The organism is Saccharospirillaceae bacterium, from assembly GCA_022448365.1.
Classification (GTDB): Bacteria; Pseudomonadota; Gammaproteobacteria; order Pseudomonadales; family Oceanobacteraceae; genus Bacterioplanoides.
In genome coordinates, this window is sequence record JAKVCS010000005.1 from 247,800 (window position 1) to 267,159 (window position 19,360).

The following is a 19,360-nucleotide window of genomic DNA, read 5'->3' on the forward strand; positions in this document are numbered from 1 at the left end:
AAACGCCACGTGACGCATGTGTTACGTGGCGTTTTTTATGACCGTTTATTTCGTAGAAATCAGTGCTGGCATGGCTACTGTGGCAGATTCTGCTGTAAGAAGCGGACCATATTGCCACCCATCACGGCACGAATATCTTCCACCGAATAACCGGCTTTTAGCATCTCATCCGTCAGCACTGCCAGCTCGGATGCATCAAACGGTGTAGTTACGGCGCCATCAAAATCCGAACCCAGAGCAATATGTTCCACGCCTAGTAAATCAATGCCATAACTGATGGCTTTGACGATATTTTTGGGATTGGCTGTGCACACTGCAGCATCCCAATAACCGATACCAATAATGCCGCCGCCCTCTGCGATTTGGGTCATGAGCTGATCGCTGATATTTCGATGAGTCGGACAATGGCCATGCAGACCGGTATGGCTGACAATTAATGGTGAATCGGTCAAAGTCAGAACATCTTCGACTACCTGGGGGGAGGAGTGGGAAACATCGATCATAATACCGAGAAGATCCATTTCCCTGACGGCTTGTTTGCCAAATGTGGTCAGACCTTCGTTCGAATGACCGTGCAGAGAGCCGCCCAGTTTATTATCGAAAAAGTGTTGCAGACTCATCATTCGGAAGCCGGCATCGTAGAGTTTCTGAATATTATCCAGGTCACCTTCAAGCGCGTGCGAGCCTTCGCTGCCGATTAAACCACCGAGAATCTTTGTGCCATTTTCTTTCTTCTGTAGCAGGGCGTTCAGCTCTCGCTGATTACGCACCAGCATAAATTGCTCAGGATTGTCTTCTGCCAATTGCTGCAACCGCGAAGCCTGATATAAAGCGCGCTCGGTAAGATTCTGCCAGGTATTAACAGGCCACCCCTGGGCGATCGCGAGTGCGGTGATGTTATCGAAAGCGTCTTCGCTGTTGCTTTGGTAATTCTGTCCAGCTGGTGATTTAGTCACCGTGGTAAACATCTGTAGAGCAACATTACCCTCCAGGTAGCGGGGTAAATCGCCATGGCCACGATTGTGTCGGTCGTTTAAATCGCGCTGCCACAGCGTGGTGTCGGCATGCCAATCGCCAATGATTAAATGTGAATGCAGTTTCTTTGCTTCGGCAGAAATGGTGTAGGGTGCGTGGGCAGTTACGCCGTTTTGTTTTTGTTCTATCTGAGAACTGATAAATTCGCAGCCGCTTAACAGCCAACTGGTGGATAGCAATAACAGTGGTTTAATCAGTGTGTGCATAACTCAGACTCATTCAGGCTTGGTCTGAGATTAATAAAGTTATCGGCAAAGAAAAAGCCCGCAGTGGTTAAGCCGCGGGCTTTTTTTGTGAAGCTTTTGTTCAGTGATTGGTACAACAGACCTTACTGACGGATACCTTCGATAAACAGACCAATTTCTACGTGAGTAGATGCCGGACCTAAATTGTAAGTGATGCCGTAGTCAGACAGCTTCAGTGTGGTTTTACCTTCGAAACCAACACGGTAGCCACCCCATGGGTCTTTACCTTCACCAATTTTCGTTACCGGGAAAGTGATCGATTTGGTTACACCGTGCAGAGTGAAATCACCGGTGACTTCCGCTTCGGTATCGCTGATAGCTTTGAAACTGGTGCTCTGGAACGTGGATTTAGGGTATTTGGAAACATCCAGAAAATCAGAGTTTTTCAGATGCTTATCACGTTCCGCGTGGTTGGAATCGATGCTGGCGGTATCAATCTCAACCAGAATTGAGGATTTCTCCGGAGCGCCTGCGTCGTACTCAAACTGTCCTTCAAAAGTGTTGAATCGGCCCAGTAACCAGCTGTATCCCAGGTGTTGAATTTTAAATTGGATAAACGCGTGCGCACCTTTGGTGTCGATGTCATAAGTGGCTGCCTGAGTCAGCGGAGCCAGAGTTGCCGCGGCGGTCACGCCCAGAGCCAATAGTAGTTTTTTCATGTGTGCTTCCTTTGTTAGTGAATTCAGTTCGCTTTTAACATACGCACCAGGGTGCGATCTTTATCAATCACATGGTGTTTCACTGCTGCAGCTGCATGCAATGCCACCAAACCCATCAGGCTCCAGGCCAGACCCCAATGAATAACGCCCGCGACGTCTTCCTGATTATCCATCATTAAGCTCGCTGGAACTTCGAACCAGCCAAAAACCTCAATCGCGCGGCCATCGGCGGTGGAAATTAAATAACCGCTGACAAAAAGCGCCAGCATTAACAAATACAGCAAAATGTGGGCTAAGTGAGCAACCTTATGTTCCCAGACTTTATTTCCCAACTCTTCTGGTCGGGTATTCAGTATGCGCCACGCCAGACGTCCACCCCAGGCTAACGCCAGCAAAATACCGGCACCCTTGTGTAAATCAAGAGAATCGCGGTACCACGTATCGTAGTAGGTAAGCTCGACCATATACAGCCCTAAGCCAAACAGGCCAAAAATTGCCAGAGCCATCAACCAGTGGAGAGCAATACTGATCCAGCCATAGCCTTCTGCACTGTTTTTGAATTGCGCCATCGCTTCTACCTGAGATTCATACTGAACGAGATGGCCTTACCTTAACGCCAACCGATTGTTTAAAAAATAGCTTTATATTGACAACTATTGTGCGAATATGAACAAGTAAAGTTCTGTATGGAATCATCAGTGAGCAGTCTTAACTGGGACGACATCCGCGTCGCCTATACCGTGGCCGAAAGTGGCAGCCTCAGTGCCGCTGGCCAGTTGTTGGGTATGACCCATTCAACCGTTTTGCGCCGGGTCAATCAGCTGGAACAGCAGTTGGGTCAGCGTCTTTTTATTCGGCATCAGCGAGGTTACCGCCTTACCGAGGCAGGCCATTTGTTGCTGGATAAAGGAAAGCCCGTCGCAGCAGATATTCAGATGTTGCAGAACAGCCTGATGATGCTTGGCAGTTCACCGTCCGGTACGATTCGTATCTCAACGGTATCTGATTTTTCACAGTTTCTGGCACCGTTGATTGCCGGCTTTCGTCAGCAATATCCGCAAATCCGGGTAGAAACGATGGCAACGGATGAAATTCTGTCGCTCAGCCGTGGTGATATTCATGCCGCATTGCGGATTGGTTCCCAGCCAGCGGAGCCTGATCTGATCGCCAAGCCACTGATAAAAATTGGCCTGAATTATTTTGCGTCGGAAGGTTACATAGAGCGTTTCGGGTTACCTCAGAGTACCGCGGATGTTGGTCGCCATTTATGGATTCTGCCTACGGGTGACAAGCATCAGATTCCGGCGATTAACGACTTGTATGAAAAGCTGGATGCCGAACAAATCGTGTTTCAGAGCAACAGTTTTAACGATATTTATTACGCCGTGTTGCAGGGCATGGGGATCGGTCCGTTTGAATCATTACACCGCCCGAATCTGCTGAGTGAAGGTTTACGCCGGGTGGATTTCGGCCTCAACTTCGAAGCCGAGCCGCTGTGGTTGGTGTACCACAAAGATATGAAAGACAGCGTTAGAATTCGGGCGTTGCAGGAGTATTTAGTAAGGGCGTTGCCAGAGTTGGCGGGGCAGTAGTTCAAGCTATCTGTATTGCTGTAACAGCGTTAAAAATATCCTCAAAATGCTCATTTATAACTATAAACTCCGCTTTTTCAGATATTTTTGCCTTGTTTCAGCTGCTTCGATGACACTTGCACTGAATTAGCAAAGATAGTGAGTAGGATGGATATTTTTTCAAAGCAGCAACAGGATGTTGCGCTGGCCCGGCAGGATTAGGGATGGCCCTTCGGGGCGGCGGCTGAAAAGATATCCGTTGTATGAACGGACATCTTTCCGGTTTCATTAAATCACGCAAACTGACTGGCCAGGCCCATCTCAGAAGACATGCACGGCACCTGACGGCAGATATGCACCAGGTTGTCGGCTTCTTTACGGCTCATAAAGGCTTTGAAGTCTTCGCTCTGGTAAGCCGGAGTAAACAGGTGCTCAACCGCCTGTTCTACTAATTCATCCAGATCATTCGCAAACGGCTCGCCGATCAAGGTATGGATAATGATGTTCGACATGGTCATATCCATTGGGATCAGCGGCTGACCTACTTTAAAGATGTAGGTCTCATTCACCTCTTCAAACAGACGCATTGCCAGATAGGCTTCGCCCATGATGGCGGCAAGACCGCCCTCTTTATTCATTTCCTGCGGTGGTGTTGTAAAGAACTCGCTGGCTACGCGAATCACCGGTTGAACATAATCTATCAGGCCCACTTCCAGGGCGGCAGACTGCAGTGCATCAAGCATGGTTGGTACGTCTTCAATGTAACGCACAACAAAATCGTAGAGTTTTTCTAATGGCTGGTCTTCCGATACCTGAACCACACGAGCGACCTGTTCAAGGCGGCTGTTCAATGCCTGATGTAACTGTTGGCTATTGGCTTCCTCTGCAATTGCGGAGTTAATAAGGTTTTGAATTGCTTCCATGTTCCTGCCTTCTTTTGTCCGTTGCTGAGTCAAAGGTCTGGCGAATTTTTCAGTAAAAATTCTGACCTGTTTTGTCCTGAGTTGTCACATGCGGAATAGCTTACAAGCTTTGTTTTAATCCGCAATGGATAAAACCGACATCAATCAGACGGATTTGATCTAAAAAACTGATTTTTAAAAAATATAATAAAATCAGTAAGTTAAGGCGTCATTTAGTGCTGACGAAAGAAAGTATAGTAAACATTGACGCTCTCGCTAGGAAAAGCGGGTGACTTTCTTCACATTTTTATAAAAAGTTCAGGTTTTTTATAAAGCGTCAAAAATTCGTTGCCCATAAAGGCAGCTCGAGCCAGCGTGAACGCGTAGAAGGCCCACCACAAGCCGAAGTTGGTATCGGTTTGCGTCAAGGTTTCGCTAAACAGCCACCAAAGCGGGTAAAACACCAGTAATACGGCCGCAATCATGGCATTTCTCATGATTTCACTCTGACCTGATCCGACCATGACACCGTCCAGCCAATAACTCGGCATACCCACCAGCGGCAGTAGAAACAAGAACCAGCGGTATTGATCAAGCACCGGCAATAACTGCGGATTATCGGTTAATAAATGGAACAACTGTTGACCAAAAAGCCAGAACAGCAAACATAAAGTCAGTGCCGTTAAGAAAGAGTTAAGGCCTGTTAAACGAATTGCCTGCCTCACTGGCTGTGTTTGTTTTGCTCCCAATGACTGCCCTACCAGAACTTCCGCTGCATGGGCAAAGCCATCCAGCGCGTTGGCGATGAGCAACAGCAGACTGATCAGTACTGCGTTAGCTGCCAGAATCAGTTCGCCCTGTTGTGCACCTTGTGCGGTGAAAAAAGCGAACGTTGATAACAGCATCAGAGTGCGAACAAACAGATGTTGGTTAATGCTCAGCATTGGCTTCAGCTGCAACCAATCGGGGCGTTTACCCAGCCCGGCAAAGCCTTGCTGGATGGCAAACACCAGGCCTAATATCAGCGCACTGTATTCCGCGACGACGGTCCCGAGTGCCACGCCGTCGGCCGTCATATCCAGCTGGAAAACGAACAGATAATTCAACGCTGCATTGATGATGTTGCTGACGGTAAGCAGTATCAGTGGGATTCGGGTTTTGCCTAAACCAATAAACCAGCCGAGTAACACGTATTGACCCAGCACCGCCGGCGTTGCCCATACACGGATCATTAAATAGTCGAGTGCGCCTTGCTGAATAACCGGATTGTCTGCCATCAGTGGTAAAGCCAATGGCCACAACATAAAGCCAAGTAACATGACTGCCGGAATCAGCGGCAATAACATCCATAAACCCAGCTGTAACTGGCGTAGCCGCTGGTCATTGTCGGCGTTTACTTGTCTGGCGCCGCTGGCGCGTGCGGTGAGCGCGGTTGTGCCCATACGCAAGAAGCTGAAGCTCCAGAACAACAGGATAAACAGCTGGCTGCCCACCGCTACCGCACCCAGGTGTACCGCATCATCCAGGTGACCGAGAATGGCAGTATCGACCAGACCCAGCAGTGGCACCGTGATATTACTGAGCATAATGGGCCAGGCCAGAGACCAGATGCGACCTTGTGTCGCAGCAACAGATGTTTGATTAGCCGGTGCGGCAGATGCCATCGCTGTTATACTCCGCAACCATGATTAACAGGGTTTTGATTGTTGGGATGATGTTATGAAAGGCGTGATTTTACTGTTCCTGGTTTCCCTTGCAGCTTTTTTTGGCGGCGTTGGCACTTCAGTGCAACAGCAGCGCGCGGCGGATGCTATCTGGCAACAGGAAGGTGTGATGTTATTTCCCAAATCCTTGCCTATCAGTCAGTTTGAATTTATTACTCAGAATGGCGACAGCATTACTAACCAGGATCTGACCGATCGTTGGAAACTGATCTTTTTTGGTTACACCTTTTGCCCGGATATCTGCCCAACCACACTGGCAGATCTGAGTCGTAGCTGGAAAAAACTGGCGCCGGAGGTGCAGGACAAGCTGCAGGTGATTCTGGTCTCGGTCGATCCGGCGCGGGATACAGTTGAGTCGATGAAGCCTTATATGGACTATTTTAATCCGGCGTTCCTGGCGTTCACTGGTAATGAAGACTCACTAAAAACCATTACGCCAGAACTGCACGCGTTTTACGCCAAAGTAGAGCGGGAAGAGGGCATGGCCTATCTGATGGATCACACCGCCAATATCGCTCTGGTCAGCCCGGACTGGAGATATCAGGGCTACATCGCTCCGCCACATTGGCCGAAACGTATGAAGCCGCTTCTCGAGCACCTGGTTAAGCGATAGCCTTTTTGGGACTGATCAAGCTCAGGGTAAACAATCCCGCAGCGGCGACAACCACGCTCGGACCCGTTGGCGTATCCCACTGAAAAGACGCCCAGATGCCGAGTAACACCGAACTGATTCCACTGGCAGCGGCGATCAACACCATTTGTTGTGGTGTACGGGCAAAACTCCGGGCAGTAGCTGCAGGCACGACTAATAGAGCGCTGACTAATAAAATACCAACAATCTTCATTGCCAGCGCGACAACCATAGCCAGCATCAGCACCAATAACAGGTTCAGTCGCTTAACTGGATAGCCATCAATTTCGGCCAGCTCGGGACTGACGGTACTGGCCAGCAAGCCTCGCCAGTTCAATGCCATTAAGCCCCCAATCACCATGACGCTGGCACTTACCCAGGCCAGGTCGGATATTTCGACGGCTAACAGATCGCCGAATAAGTAGCTCATTAAGTCAACCCGGACGCCGTCGGCCAGACTCAGGGCGACCAATCCAATCGCTAACGTACTGTGGGAAACAATACCCAATAACGTATCGGAAGAGAGGTTAGAACGATTTTGCAGCGGCATCAGCAGCAGTGCCAGAAGCACACAGCTAAGCGCCAATGCCACCGTCAGATTGATATCGGTCAGTACGCCCAGAGTGATACCCAGTAAAGCTCCGTGGGCCAACGTGTCGCCGAAAAACGCCATTCTGCGCCAAACCACAAAGCTGCCTAACGGACCTGTGATGGTCGCCAACAAAACTCCGGTGAGCAAGGGCACGAGCCACCAAATGTCTGTGAATAGCTCATTCATGACTGTGCTCCTTGCCGCTGTTGTCATGGCCGGACTGGTGTTCAACTTGGCCATCGAGGCAATGGTGATGGTCATGTTGATGCGTGTAATGTGCAATAGCCGGGCGCTGGCCAAACAGATTGATATAAGCCGGATCAACGCTGACCTGTTCGGGATGACCGGAGCAGCAAATATGGCCATTCAGACAAATCACTTCATCGGTGGCAGCCATTACCAAGTGCAGATCATGAGACACCATCACCACGGCACAGCCCAGTTCGTCGCGCAGCTGTGGAATCAGCTTGTAGAGCTCCAGCTGGCCTTGCACATCTACTCCTTGCACCGGTTCATCCAGCACCAGTAATTGCGGTTTTCTCAACAGAGCGCGGGCAAGCAGCACCCGTTGCCATTCGCCCCCTGACAAACCGTGTACCGACAGGGCATGTAGGCCCTGAATCTTGAGTCGTTCAAGCCAGTAATTGATTTGCTGCGTATCGGCGCCAGGGGCGAGTCGCAGGAAACCGTCCACAGTTAGCGGGAGGCGCGCATCCAGGTTGAGCTTTTGCGGCATATAACCCACACGCAATTTGGGTTGGCGCACGATATCACCACGGTCTGCTTGCTCCAGACCCAGCAGCACTTTGATCAGCGTCGATTTGCCACAGCCATTGGGACCAATGAGTGTGATGATGCGCCCCGCATCAACTTCCAGGCTGATGTTGTCGAGCACCACTTTGTGAGTGCGTTTAAGGTGCAGATGACTGGCGCGTAGCAGAGGAGTGCTCATGAGGGAATCGCTTACTTATTGGCCTGACACCGTGGGCATAACCCCATCAATTCAGTCGTTTGTTGTTGCACCACAACCCCGAGCATTTCTTCCACCTGATTGGCAACCACCTGAATCTGATTTGCCTGCAGTTCCTGGGCTTCGCCGCATTCGTTGCAGACAAAAAAGCAACTTGGATGTTGATCACCCGGGTGGGAACAACCAACGAAAGCGTTGAGCGAATTAATACGATGTACCAGTCCCAGCTCGAGTAAAAAATCCAGCGCACGATATACCGTTGGTGGTGCGGAATTAAATCCCTCGGCTGCCAGCGTTTCCAGCAGATCGTAGGCGCCAACGGGTTTATGACTTTGCCAGACCAACTCCAGAACCCGCTGTCGAATGGGTGTCAGGCGTGCGCCTTCGGTGGCGCAAAGATCCTGAGCCCGCTTGAGGGCACTGTCAACGCAGTCATGGTGATCATGCTGGTTGTAGACATTGGTTGGTTGCTGACTACAGGAATGGTCTTTTTGAGTCATGATTCGCGGCATAATAGGTTATAATGTTGCAATTCTACGATACTAACCGCCCTGAACAAATGACCTACACCTTCCGGCTGCTGTTTTTTTCTCTGTTTATGTTGCCAGTGATGAGTTCCGCGGATGAAACCAAGGTTCTTGCCAGCGTTCACCCTTTGGCCTTAATTGCCGCTTCGGTTGCTGACAATCTCGATACTCTGGTGCCACAGAGTACCACTCCGCATGATTTCGCCTTCCGTCCTTCAGATATTCGTAAGGTGAAGGATGCTGATATTATTTTCTGGTCGGGTGCTGAAAGCGAGCCGTATCTGGCGCGGTTCGAAAAACGCTGGCCGGATAAAGTCTGGATTGATATTTCTGCCCCCGTTCATCAGCCAGGAACCTCGGATGATCACAACCATGATGCGCATTGGTGGCTGGCGCCAGAGCTTGCAATTACCGCGCAACAGGCGCTGGCACAGGCGCTGAATAAGGAGTCGCAATTTGAGCAGCAACTGCGCGCACAGTTGAAACTCAGTCGACAGCAGTTGCTGCCGGTTAAGCAGTTGGGCTTTTTCGTTTTTCATCGCGCTTATGACCATTGGGTAAATTACTTCGGCCTGAATCAACTCGGGTCGTTCACCCTATCGCCGGAGCAGAAACCCGGGCTTAAACGGCTCAATGCCATGCGTGAGCAGCTTGCCAGCGGCGATGTGCGCTGTATTTTTACCGAGCCGCAGTTTGAACCTAAGTTGGTCAGCTCGGTGACTCGTGGTCTTGATATCCCAGCCGGCGAACTGGATCCTCTGGGCATTCATATTTCTGTGACAAAACATGGCTATGCTGAGTTTGTACGCGATCTGACCCAGCGTTTTGTCAGTTGCCTGGCGGCCGGTAAATAATCCGATAATCTTATAAAATCTGTTTTTTGGCGGATTGCGACTAAGAATATCTGCGGTCTTGTTATTCTTTTTGGGCAGCGGCAGAGTGGGTGAGAGGAATGTCTCAACTACCGTCAAGGAGTCCATATGGAGCAGGCTCGGCAAGTCGTCAAACCGGCAGACCCGTTGTACGGTTATTACACCGCTGTCCGTGATCAGAGTTTGATGTTGTGCCGTCCACTTCAACATGCAGATTACGAACTTCAGGCTGCTGAATTCACCAGCCCGGCAAAGTGGCATCTGGCGCATACCAGCTGGTTCTTTGAAACCTTTCTACTGAAATCCAACCTCCCTCATTATCGCGAATTCCATCCCCGGTTTGGGCACCTGTTCAACAGTTATTACAACGGCATCGGTCAACCGTACCAACGTTCTCAGCGTGGCCTGTTGTCCCGGCCGACGCTGGAAGAGGTGCTGGAATATCGACATTACGTTGACCAACATATGCAGCAATTGTTGGGGCGTGAAGACCTGCGTCCACTGATTGAGTTGGGATTGAATCATGAGCAGCAACATCAGGAGTTAATGCTCACCGATCTGCAATATTGCTGGTCGTTTAATCCTTTGTGTCCGGTTTACAACCCTGCAACCGTCAGTCCGTGTGCAGACGCAGGCGGACAGGTGAACCAATGGCTCGACTTTGACGGTGGTATCTACAAATTTGGTCATAAGCCGCATCATGGTTTCGCTTTTGATAACGAAGGGCCGCAGCACGAGGCGCTGGTTCAGGACTTTGCTCTGGCGAAGCGCTTGATAACGAATCGAGAGTACCTGGAATTCATGGCGGACGCAGGTTACCAGAATCCGGAATTCTGGTTATCGGATGGCTGGGCCTGGGTTCAGCAACAGCAGATTCGTGCGCCCTTGTACTGGCAGCCATCGGAAGAATCCGATGGCGTCGGAGGCTACGCCAGTTTCAGTCTGAACGGATTTGCACCGTTGGTGCCGGATGCCCCTGTGACTCACGTTTCGTTCTATGAAGCGGATGCTTATGCGCGCTGGGCCGGAGCAAGGCTGCCCAGTGAATTTGAATGGGAAGTCAGTGCCAGGCAAACAGACTGGGGTATCGGTAACTTCGTCGATAGTCGTTATTACCGTCCACAGGCGGTTTCTGACCTGACTCCAACTCATGCTAATGGCCTGCAACAGCAATTTGGTGATTGCTGGGAGTGGACCGCCAGCCCCTATCAGCCTTATCCGGGCTATCAACCAGCCGCCGGAGCGGTGGGCGAATATAACGGCAAGTTTATGTGCAATCAGATGGTATTGAGAGGCGGCTCTTGCGCCACTCCGGCAGGCCACATTCGTCCGACCTACCGGAACTTCTTTTACCCCCATGAGCGTTGGCAATTCACCGGTATTCGTTTAGCAGGGTAACTGCTCAGCATAACAACAACGACACGAAAACAACCCGGAGATGGTATGAAACAGGGAATCAACCAACATCAGAATCTGCAGCTGTTTGATGCTCACCCAGCCGTTGCTGATGTGAAATCCGAAGTGCTGGCCGGTTTGGCGAAGTCTCAGAAAACCTTACCCGCGAAATTCTTTTACGATCAGCGTGGTTCCCGATTGTTTGAGGCCATCACGCAGTTACCGGAATACTATCTGACCCGCACTGAAATCGGTTTGCTGCGACAACACGGTAATGAAATTGCCGAACTGGTAGGGCAGGGCTCCGTTTTGATGGAATATGGCAGTGGCGCCAGTATAAAAATACGGCTGCTGTTGGAAGCGTTACAGCCCGATTGTTATGTCCCGATGGATATCAGTAAAGACTTTCTGATTGCATCGGCAAATAAGTTGCTCGACGATTATCCCTGGTTAAGCATTTACGCTGGCTGTGTTGATTACTCACAACCATTGCAGCTGCCCAAGACTCTGGCAGAAGCACCACACAAACTGGGCTTTTTTCCAGGCTCCAGTATGGGAAATTTCACACCGGCGGAATCGCAGGCTTTTTTGCGGCGTGCAAGGACGACATTGGGTAATGGAGGACGATTCCTGCTGGGTATTGATTTGGCAAAAGAGGAAGCTGTTCTGCATGCTGCTTATAACGATTGCCAGGGTGTCACCGCGAGTTTTAACAAAAATATTTTACGTCACCTGAACCACACCTTACAGGCCAGCTTCAGTGAGGAGTTGTTCGATCATCAGGCTCGTTTTAATCGCAGTCATTCTCGGGTTGAAATGCATCTGGTCAGTAAAATTGACCAGATGGTACACGTCGCCGGCACCACCATCGTGTTGCGTAAAGGTGAAAGTTTACACACTGAAAATTCGTACAAATACCGCATGGAGTCGTTGCAATGGATGGCGCGTCAGGCAGGTTTTGAGATAGAAAAGCGCTGGATAGATGATAACGAATATTTTGCCCTGGTGATGCTGAAAGCCGGTTAAGTAGTTCTGAATAAAACCACGCAGTGACTGGACAGAGCGTAGTGGCGGGCTAAAATGACCGCCACTTTTATTTGTTCAGGACTCACCATGACACTGGCAGTCGTCACCCTAGCCGCGGGCAAAGGCTCGCGCATGAAATCAGATCTTCCTAAAGTACTTCACCCGCTAGCGGGTCAGCCAATGCTGGCACACGTTCTTGCCAGCGCTTCACCATTGGGGGAGGCGCAGCAGCATGTCGTAATAGGGCACGGTGCTGAAAAAGTGCAGCAGCAGATTACCGATTTTGATGTCAAATGGGCGATGCAGACTGAGCAAAAAGGCACCGGCCATGCGGTCGCACAGGCGATGCCAGATGTTGATCCACAATCGACTGTGCTGGTGTTGTATGGCGATGTGCCATTAATCCGTACCGAAACTCTGCAAAAACTGTTGGATGAAACCCATTGCGACAAGAGTGCTGGTGGTTTGGCGCTGTTGACCGTTGAACTGGATGATCCAACGGGTTATGGCCGTATTGTGCGTGATAGCGCCGGTAATATTCAGGAAATTGTTGAACACAAAGATGCCAGTGCAGAGCAACATAAAATCCGTGAAGTGAACACCGGCATCCTGGCGGTTTCGGCTGAGCTTTTGAATGAATGGTTACCAAAATTATCGGCAGAGAATGCTCAGGGCGAATACTACCTGACCGACATCATTGCCATGGCCGTTGATAATGGCGTTGCCGTGCGTGCCATTCACCCACAAGATGAATACGAAGTGCAGGGTGTGAATGACCGTCTGCAACTGGCTGAACTGGAGCGCGTTTTTCAGCGCCAGCAAGCGGATGAACTGATGCGTCAGGGCGTATCCCTGGCCGACCCGGCGCGCATTGATGTGCGAGGTAGCCTCAGAGTTGGCTCCGATGTGCGTATTGATGTTGGTTGTGTTTTTGAAGGCGGCGTTGAGCTGGCGGATGGCGTTGAAATTGGTCCTTACTGTGTGATCAAAAATTCAGTGCTGGGTGCCGGAACACAGGTTGAATCGCACTCGTTGATTGATCAGGCTCAGGTTGCTGCTGCTTGCACTGTTGGTCCGTTTGCGCGTTTACGTCCTGGCTCCGATCTGGCTGATGGCGCTAAGGTAGGCAATTTCTGTGAAGTAAAAAAATCGGTGATTGGTAAGGGCTCCAAAGTCAATCACCTCACTTATATCGGTGACGCTGAAATTGGCGAAAATGCCAACATTGGTGCTGGCACCATTACCTGTAATTACGATGGCGTAAATAAATTCAAAACCGAAATCGGCGACAATGCCTTTATTGGTTCTAACTCGTCCCTCGTGGCTCCGGTTAAAGTTGGCGCTGGTGCAACGGTTGCTGCAGGTTCTGTGATCACAAAAGAAGTCGCCGACGAGGAGCTGGCGGTTGCCCGTGGCAAGCAACGCAATGTTTCTGGCTGGCAGCGTCCGGTAAAAAAATAATGGGTATGGTTGTTTGATGAACACAATGCCGCAGTGTCTTTTCTGCGGTATTTTTATCAGGGGCAGCGAAATACCACGTTAAGACGCGCTGGTACGGGCATATCCGAAGGTAAATATCCGATGCTGTCCGGGTTAGTGAGCAGCTGTTGCAGCAGTGTCTGCTCGTCGCGCATCTCCTTGGGCGGGGTCATTCGGCCGGTGAACTTCATCTGTGCCCAATAAGACTGAATGCGTGACTCCGGTAAACCAATGACCTGAGTATTGAACTGTGATCGTAAGCGATTCTGTGGCGGCAGCGCCAACGGCTTTAAATCATAGCCAAGCGATGCCCCCATATATAGATTGCGCACCTGTTCGCGGCTCAGCGGCTGTTTGAGTTCTTCACTGGCACTCACCAATATCAGACCTTCAGAACGGCTCTGTGTGCTTGCCAAGATCAGAGTCAGAGTCAGTGCGATCATGAGCAAGTAATGAAGCTGGCGGCAAATGAGCATCAGAAAACCCACTCCCAGCTTGCCTGAAAGAGTGTGGCGTCATATTTCCGGTTCAGGTCTGTGGGCATGCCGTTGGTGTAGCGGTTTCCGAAAAAACCGCTACGCGGCGAGGTTTCTTTGAGATAACTGACTTCTGTTTTTAGCGCCATGTTCAACCGAAAATCCCAGCGTACGCCCAGGGTGTAACTGTCGAGACTGCCATCTGGTGCGGAATCGAATAGTCCGAAGTATTGCAGCGAAGTGGTTTCAAGTGCAGTTAATGGCTGCTGTTGATCAAGCTTTTGCAGGGCTGTTTGATATACTCCACGTAACTCCTGTTGCGGTTTGATGTCGCTGTAAGCACTGGCGCCGTATGTCAAATGAAGGGTCAAGTCTTGCCATATATACCCGGCAGTAAAATAGTACCCATCGAGTGATGACGCCAGATCGAGTTCAGTTTCGGCATATACCCACTCAGCGCTAAAAAATTTTGTGAGATCGTCGTAACGGATGGCAGTCTCATAGAAACTGCTGCGGCCGTGATTATCGAGCGAATTGGCACTGTTGATGAAACCCGCCTGCTCAAGCGCTTGTTGAATCGGCATCAACTGTGGAACATCCGACTTGTTATAGCCAGTGTTATAAGACAATCTCAGTGACATTTGCTGGTGATGCAGTTGCGCCGTTATGCCAACGATGTCCTCGACGTCTGCCGATATATCGACCTTACTGCCAGCCTGAATGACTTCACCGTCAAAATAACCGTAATAGCCCTCAAGGTATAACGCGTGCACCCGTCCTGCATGGCTGTAGCTTGAACTGATGCCGGTAAATGTTGTGGCCAGATAATTGTTGTAGACCTGCAGCGGTGGTGTTATCCAGGGGTAGGAATAGCCAACGTCAATGCTATCGCTGTAAGCAAAAATAGGCATGCGAAGTTTACCTGCACGAAACTGCCAGCTGTTATTCGGCTTATAAGAGATGTACAGCCATTCCGTTCCGGATTTTTTTTCCGCATTACTGTGAGCAATAAATTGTCCGGTTAATGCCAGTTGATCGTTCAAGCGGAAGGTTGGTTGCAGTGCGAATAGTGATTGTTGCTTAAGGGTTATTTCATCTTCGTAGCCATTCAGTCGCGCTTCTGAGTCATTCAGATAACCGGCGATGACCTGAGTGAACCCAGACAGATCGAAGTGTTCATTAATTTCGTGGGCAAATAAGTGATGACTGCCGCTAGCAGCTACCACCAGTGCCAGAGCATGGCAAATTTTCCGTAATCCCTGGATCATGACGATTATCCTGAATCCCGAGTTATTTTTGTCATCAAGAAAGTATAGAACAGTGTTAGCCGAAAGCGTCGTGATTGGGGTAACATGAAGCGATACTTAGGGATGAAGTATGAAATTTTGATCAACTCATGTTCCCGATAGTTATCTCAACTAGTCTGACAAATACCAAAATGAACACGCGTCCATCATGGAGCGGCAATCACAACTCAATTTCAGGGAGGGTCGCCTGAGTGCCGATTAAGAGTTTGCGCACGGCCATCATGCTGCTTAGCCTGCTGTTTATGGGTGGTATTGCGTGGTCCGTTTTATCATTGGCTTTGATGGAACACCGCCAGTTGTATGCGGGGTATGCCGAGGGTGATCTGGATGCATTAACGGATAATATGGCCGCTGATCTGGTTGCTGTTGTCAATCAACCGGATGAGTTTTTTCAGCTAAAGACCCTGTTATTGAAACTTGATCCTTATGACCATGTTAAAGGTGCTGCTGTTTTTAATACAAACGGCGAGTTAATCGACTTTTATATTGGTAGCTCGCAACAGCAAGTCAGTGAAGAATACCGTATTCAATTCAGCGACTGGCAATTGCATGAGCCGGGCCTGTATTACGAAGACGGTAATCTGATTGCGGTAAAGCTGATCGGGGATCCGGCATTTAATCTGGGTTTCCTGGTGGTGGTAAACGATTTTCAGGGACCACTGGATGTCAGCACCAACAGTCTGTTAATCAGTACTTTACCAACAGCATTAATCGCCATCTTAGGTCTGATGATGGTATTCGCTTTTTTTGGCAATCGTTGGTTAGCGCCACTGACTCAGCTGTCTGCTTTTGCCAGGCGGGTTCAGCGCAGTCGGGACTACAGTTTGACGATTCCGGTTGGTGGCCATTATGAAGTCTTGGAACTGACCCAGGACATCAACAATATGATGGATGTCATTCGTCGAGAGTCCGAAATCAATCTCGATTCTGTGACCTTGCTAGAAAAGCGGCGTAAGGAAATGGAATACCTTGCTAATTACGACAGCCTTACCGGTCTGATGAATCGGAAATTCTTTATCGGCAAGATGAATGATCTGCTGAGTGCAGCTAAAGATCATGGCAAGCAGTATGATTTGATGTTTGTAGGTCTGGACGGTTTTAAAGGGGTTAATGATTCGTTTGGTCATGAAATTGGTGATATGTTGCTGACCGGTGTTGCCGAGCGGTTGCTTACCCATGTCCCGGATAATGCACTGGTTTCACGCCATGGTGGTGACGAATTTTTGATTTTGCTTGAAGGGATCGAAGATAAGAACCGGTTGGATGCTCTGGCAGGTGCGATCGTCAGCGGACTGGCTCAAAAATTTACCCTGAGCTCCTGGGAGGTGCGGATCAGCGCCAGTATTGGTATTGCTCAGCACTGCGAGAATTATGGTGATGTGCGGGAACTTATCCGCGACGCCGATATTGCTATGTTTGATGCCAAGCGTGACGGAAAATCGCGATTCAGCTTTTTTGAGCCGCAGATGATGGCGGATCATCAGCGACGAATTGATATTGCTAACGCCATCAGCCATGCGCTAGACGACAACGAATTCAGTATAAATTATCAGCCAAAAGTCGCGCCGGATGGCACGCCGCTGGGTGCTGAAGCCCTTATTCGCTGGCACAGCTCGACGTTGGGTTTTGTGTCTCCGGCAGAATTTATTCCGATTGCGGAACAGTCCGGTAAGGTGACCAACATCACTCAGTGGGTGGTCCAGCACGTATGTCAGGACATTCGCGATGTGTTTATTCCACTGGGTATTGATAAGCCGATATCGATTAATTTATCCGCTACCGATCTCAAGAAGTATCACCTCGTAGGGGTCATAAAAGGTGCTTTCCGTAAGTACCAGATTCCTGCCGGCATGATCGAATTTGAAGTGACCGAGCATTCCTATCTCGACAATCTCGAAATTGCTAATAAGTTTTTTGCAGAAATCACGGCACTGGGTTGTCCGGTGGCACTGGATGATTTTGGCACCGGTTATTCATCGTTGAGTTATCTCACCAAAATTCCGATTGATGTGCTGAAAATCGACAAACAGTTTGTCGATAACATCGGCACCTCGGAGCGCGATGATGCGCTGGTATTAACCATCATCGAGATGGCAAAGCGCCTTGGAATGGTATTGTGTGCGGAAGGGGTCGAAACGGAGCAACAGCTGAACTTCCTTGGCGATAATGGGTGCCAGATTATTCAGGGTTATTACTTTGCCAAACCGATGATGGGCCGGGATTACATCAAGTTTGTTCAGGCCCACAATCAATCAGGTTGCCCTCAGGCTGCTGTGGAAGTCTGAGGTTCAGCTGCTCAGATACTTCAGCTCATCAGAGATTCCAGCCCATCGTCAGGCCAAACGCGCCGACCCCCGCCAGAATCGGTAACCCCATGGAACGCTTGGTGTACCAAACGAGTAATGTCACGATTACACCGATCAGCGTTGCTAACCAGGTCGTCGCGGTCTGTGTCGCAGGCACCATCGAGCTGCCAGCCAGTGCTGCAACCACGCATGGACCCACTACACCTAGCCAGGTTGGCATGCCATCGACAGAATCGTTGCTGTCGTGTTGGGCTTGCGATAAATGGCGCTGCATCCACACTAGCGGTATGGCGCGCATAGCAAAGGTGCCTGCTGCAGTGATCGCTAATGCAGCCCACATAACATCAGTCATGGCTATTTCTCCGGTTTAATTGAAGAGTATTCACGGCATAAAACAGCAACACGCCAAGCAGTGCTGCTAAAGGAATAGCACTGTTGACCCAGCCGAAAACCTGCAGCAATAGCGCTGAAAGCAGGGTCGAACCAAGAGTAATGAACCATATCCAGGAATTCAGTTTGGGCAGCAGCAACACCAAAAACAATGCCGGCAGGGCGAATGGCAGCACATCTGCCAGTAGCGGCCAATAAGTGATCAACTGGGCGCCGCTCAATACGCCTGCGGCACTTCCAGCTACCCAGCTGAACCAGGCCAGCAGCATCGCGCCGCTAAACCAGTCCTGGCGTTGCTGCTCGGGTATTTGTGGCAAACGGCTGAGTGCTAACGCAAATATCTGATCCGTCAGGCCGTGCATCAACCAGAATCCGGTGCGATTGCGGGGCAACCAGGGCGCGATATTGGGACCATACACAAGATGCCGTGCATTTATCAGCAATGTCATGGTGACAACTAACCACAGGGGGGCGCCTGAGGCGACCATGGCAACGAACAGAAATTGCGACGCACCCGCGTAAATCACGGTGGAAATAAACACTGTTTCCCAAAGTGAAAAACCTGCCTGTGTTGCGATCATACCGAACGAAATAGCCACCGGAACATAGCCACCCAGCAGCGGAATCGCGTCTCGTATACCTACCCAGAAGGGTCGCTGCAGATGGCTTTGAGGTACGGATGCTGTCATCAGCTGGCCTCCTGGTCGTTATAGATCACGATCATCAGGCAGCTGGCACCTTGGTCACCGGACCGATAAAAGTGTGGCTGTTGCGCGCTGAAGGTATAGCTCTGACCTGCGGTTAAGCAAACGCTGTCATCGTTTGTGCCGACTTCCAGTTGGCCCCGAATCATGGTTATGGTTTCGGTGGTACCTGGCAGGTGGGGTGCCGAATTGTGCTGTTTGTTCGCAGCACAATTCATCGTATAGGCGTCGACATTGGGCGATTCTCTGCCCTGATCCAGTAACCGAACCTGAAAGTCATCGTCACCTATGGTCAGATCAATCGGTGCAACCAAGTTGCCAAACGGTACCTTCAGCTGCAGCGCAATACGCCACATAGTATCGAGTGTCGGATTGCTTTTACCCTGTTCAATCTTCGATAAATTGGACTTGGCAATGCCGGCGTCTGCTGCCAGTTGTGATAACGAAATGCCCTGAGCCAAACGCAATTGCTGCAGATGCTGACCAAGGGTTTGAAGCGGAGATTCAGCCATAGCTAACCTGAGTGTTCGTTAAAAGAAACGTTTCTTA

At 50.0% G+C, this 19,360-nt stretch carries 20 protein-coding genes; 7 read left to right on the plus strand and 13 right to left on the minus strand.

Annotation, left to right across the window (positions count from 1 at the left end):
• Window positions 1–74: 74 nt before the first annotated feature.
• The 3 genes from MK185_15050 to MK185_15060 all read right to left on the minus strand — a co-directional run bounded on the left by MK185_15050 (window position 75) and on the right by MK185_15060 (window position 2,508).
• Complete coding sequence (locus tag MK185_15050; GenBank protein MCH2041945.1) at window positions 75–1,241, minus strand: dipeptidase; 1,167 nt, start codon at window positions 1,239–1,241, stop codon at window positions 75–77.
• Window positions 1,242–1,363: 122 nt separating this feature from the next.
• Window positions 1,364–1,939, minus strand: coding sequence for a YceI family protein (locus MK185_15055; protein MCH2041946.1), 576 nt, complete (start codon window positions 1,937–1,939; stop codon window positions 1,364–1,366).
• A 23-nt stretch (window positions 1,940–1,962) separates the two neighbouring features.
• Window positions 1,963–2,508, minus strand: a complete 546-nt coding sequence (locus MK185_15060) for a cytochrome b (protein MCH2041947.1) — start codon at window positions 2,506–2,508, stop codon at window positions 1,963–1,965.
• 129 nt (window positions 2,509–2,637) lie between these two features.
• On the opposite strand from MK185_15060, the gene MK185_15065 reads away from it, so the two are divergent.
• Window positions 2,638–3,531 (plus strand): LysR family transcriptional regulator, encoded by an 894-nt coding sequence (locus MK185_15065; GenBank protein ID MCH2041948.1) that lies wholly within the window; start codon window positions 2,638–2,640, stop codon window positions 3,529–3,531.
• Between the two features lie 272 nt (window positions 3,532–3,803).
• Here the strand turns inward: MK185_15065 and MK185_15070 are convergent, their stop codons facing one another.
• Entirely contained in the window at window positions 3,804–4,433 is a 630-nt protein-coding gene (locus MK185_15070; GenBank protein MCH2041949.1) for a hypothetical protein, read from the minus strand.
• 278 nt (window positions 4,434–4,711) lie between these two features.
• Complete coding sequence (locus tag MK185_15075; protein ID MCH2041950.1) at window positions 4,712–6,076, minus strand: MATE family efflux transporter; 1,365 nt, start codon at window positions 6,074–6,076, stop codon at window positions 4,712–4,714.
• Between the two features lie 55 nt (window positions 6,077–6,131).
• Between MK185_15075 and MK185_15080 the strand changes: the two genes are divergently transcribed.
• Window positions 6,132–6,749, plus strand: coding sequence for an SCO family protein (locus tag MK185_15080; GenBank protein ID MCH2041951.1), 618 nt, complete (start codon window positions 6,132–6,134; stop codon window positions 6,747–6,749).
• Here the strand turns inward: MK185_15080 and MK185_15085 are convergent.
• From MK185_15085 to MK185_15095, 3 genes are read right to left on the minus strand one after another with little or no spacing between them, the layout of a single operon-like run.
• Window positions 6,739–7,545 carry a metal ABC transporter permease gene (locus tag MK185_15085; GenBank protein MCH2041952.1) on the minus strand — a complete coding sequence of 269 codons (807 nt, stop codon included), beginning with the start codon at window positions 7,543–7,545 and terminating at the stop codon, window positions 6,739–6,741. The genes MK185_15080 and MK185_15085 overlap by 11 nt on opposite strands.
• Window positions 7,538–8,311, minus strand: a complete 774-nt coding sequence (gene znuC / locus MK185_15090; GenBank protein MCH2041953.1) for a zinc ABC transporter ATP-binding protein ZnuC — start codon at window positions 8,309–8,311, stop codon at window positions 7,538–7,540. Before znuC ends, MK185_15085 begins: the two co-directional genes overlap by 8 nt.
• 11 nt (window positions 8,312–8,322) lie before the next feature.
• Window positions 8,323–8,829, minus strand: coding sequence for a transcriptional repressor (locus MK185_15095; protein ID MCH2041954.1), 507 nt, complete (start codon window positions 8,827–8,829; stop codon window positions 8,323–8,325).
• Between the two features lie 23 nt (window positions 8,830–8,852).
• On the opposite strand from MK185_15095, the gene MK185_15100 reads away from it, so the two are divergent.
• The 4 genes from MK185_15100 (at window position 8,853) to glmU (ending at window position 13,610) form a co-directional block, all read left to right on the plus strand.
• Window positions 8,853–9,710: a zinc ABC transporter substrate-binding protein gene (locus MK185_15100; protein ID MCH2041955.1), complete on the plus strand. Its 858-nt coding sequence runs from the start codon at window positions 8,853–8,855 to the stop codon at window positions 9,708–9,710.
• Between the two features lie 126 nt (window positions 9,711–9,836).
• Entirely contained in the window at window positions 9,837–11,126 is a 1,290-nt protein-coding gene (gene egtB, locus MK185_15105) for an ergothioneine biosynthesis protein EgtB (protein MCH2041956.1), read from the plus strand.
• A 45-nt stretch (window positions 11,127–11,171) separates the two neighbouring features.
• Window positions 11,172–12,149 (plus strand): L-histidine N(alpha)-methyltransferase, encoded by a 978-nt coding sequence (gene egtD / locus MK185_15110; protein ID MCH2041957.1) that lies wholly within the window; start codon window positions 11,172–11,174, stop codon window positions 12,147–12,149.
• 87 nt (window positions 12,150–12,236) lie between these two features.
• Entirely contained in the window at window positions 12,237–13,610 is a 1,374-nt protein-coding gene (gene glmU / locus MK185_15115) for a bifunctional UDP-N-acetylglucosamine diphosphorylase/glucosamine-1-phosphate N-acetyltransferase GlmU (protein MCH2041958.1), read from the plus strand.
• 56 nt (window positions 13,611–13,666) lie between these two features.
• Here glmU and MK185_15120 read toward each other — a convergent pair whose 3' ends face one another.
• On the minus strand, window positions 13,667–14,104 hold the full coding sequence (locus MK185_15120; protein MCH2041959.1) for a hypothetical protein: 438 nt from the start codon (window positions 14,102–14,104) through the stop codon (window positions 13,667–13,669).
• The gene (locus tag MK185_15125) at window positions 14,104–15,372 is read right to left on the minus strand and encodes a hypothetical protein (protein ID MCH2041960.1); all 1,269 of its coding nucleotides are present in this window, start codon (window positions 15,370–15,372) and stop codon (window positions 14,104–14,106) included. Before MK185_15125 ends, MK185_15120 begins: the two co-directional genes overlap by 1 nt.
• A gap of 230 nt (window positions 15,373–15,602) precedes the next feature.
• On the opposite strand from MK185_15125, the gene MK185_15130 reads away from it, so the two are divergent.
• Window positions 15,603–17,696 (plus strand): EAL domain-containing protein, encoded by a 2,094-nt coding sequence (locus MK185_15130; GenBank protein MCH2041961.1) that lies wholly within the window; start codon window positions 15,603–15,605, stop codon window positions 17,694–17,696.
• 28 nt (window positions 17,697–17,724) lie between these two features.
• Here the strand turns inward: MK185_15130 and MK185_15135 are convergent, their stop codons facing one another.
• From MK185_15135 to MK185_15145, 3 genes are read right to left on the minus strand one after another with little or no spacing between them, the layout of a single operon-like run.
• The gene (locus MK185_15135) at window positions 17,725–18,069 is read right to left on the minus strand and encodes an AzlD domain-containing protein (GenBank protein MCH2041962.1); all 345 of its coding nucleotides are present in this window, start codon (window positions 18,067–18,069) and stop codon (window positions 17,725–17,727) included.
• Window positions 18,062–18,796: an AzlC family ABC transporter permease gene (locus MK185_15140; protein ID MCH2041963.1), complete on the minus strand. Its 735-nt coding sequence runs from the start codon at window positions 18,794–18,796 to the stop codon at window positions 18,062–18,064. The genes MK185_15135 and MK185_15140 overlap by 8 nt, the downstream gene beginning before the upstream one ends.
• Window positions 18,796–19,323: an XRE family transcriptional regulator gene (locus MK185_15145; protein ID MCH2041964.1), complete on the minus strand. Its 528-nt coding sequence runs from the start codon at window positions 19,321–19,323 to the stop codon at window positions 18,796–18,798. The genes MK185_15140 and MK185_15145 overlap by 1 nt, the downstream gene beginning before the upstream one ends.
• Between the last annotated feature and the right edge of the window lie 37 nt (window positions 19,324–19,360).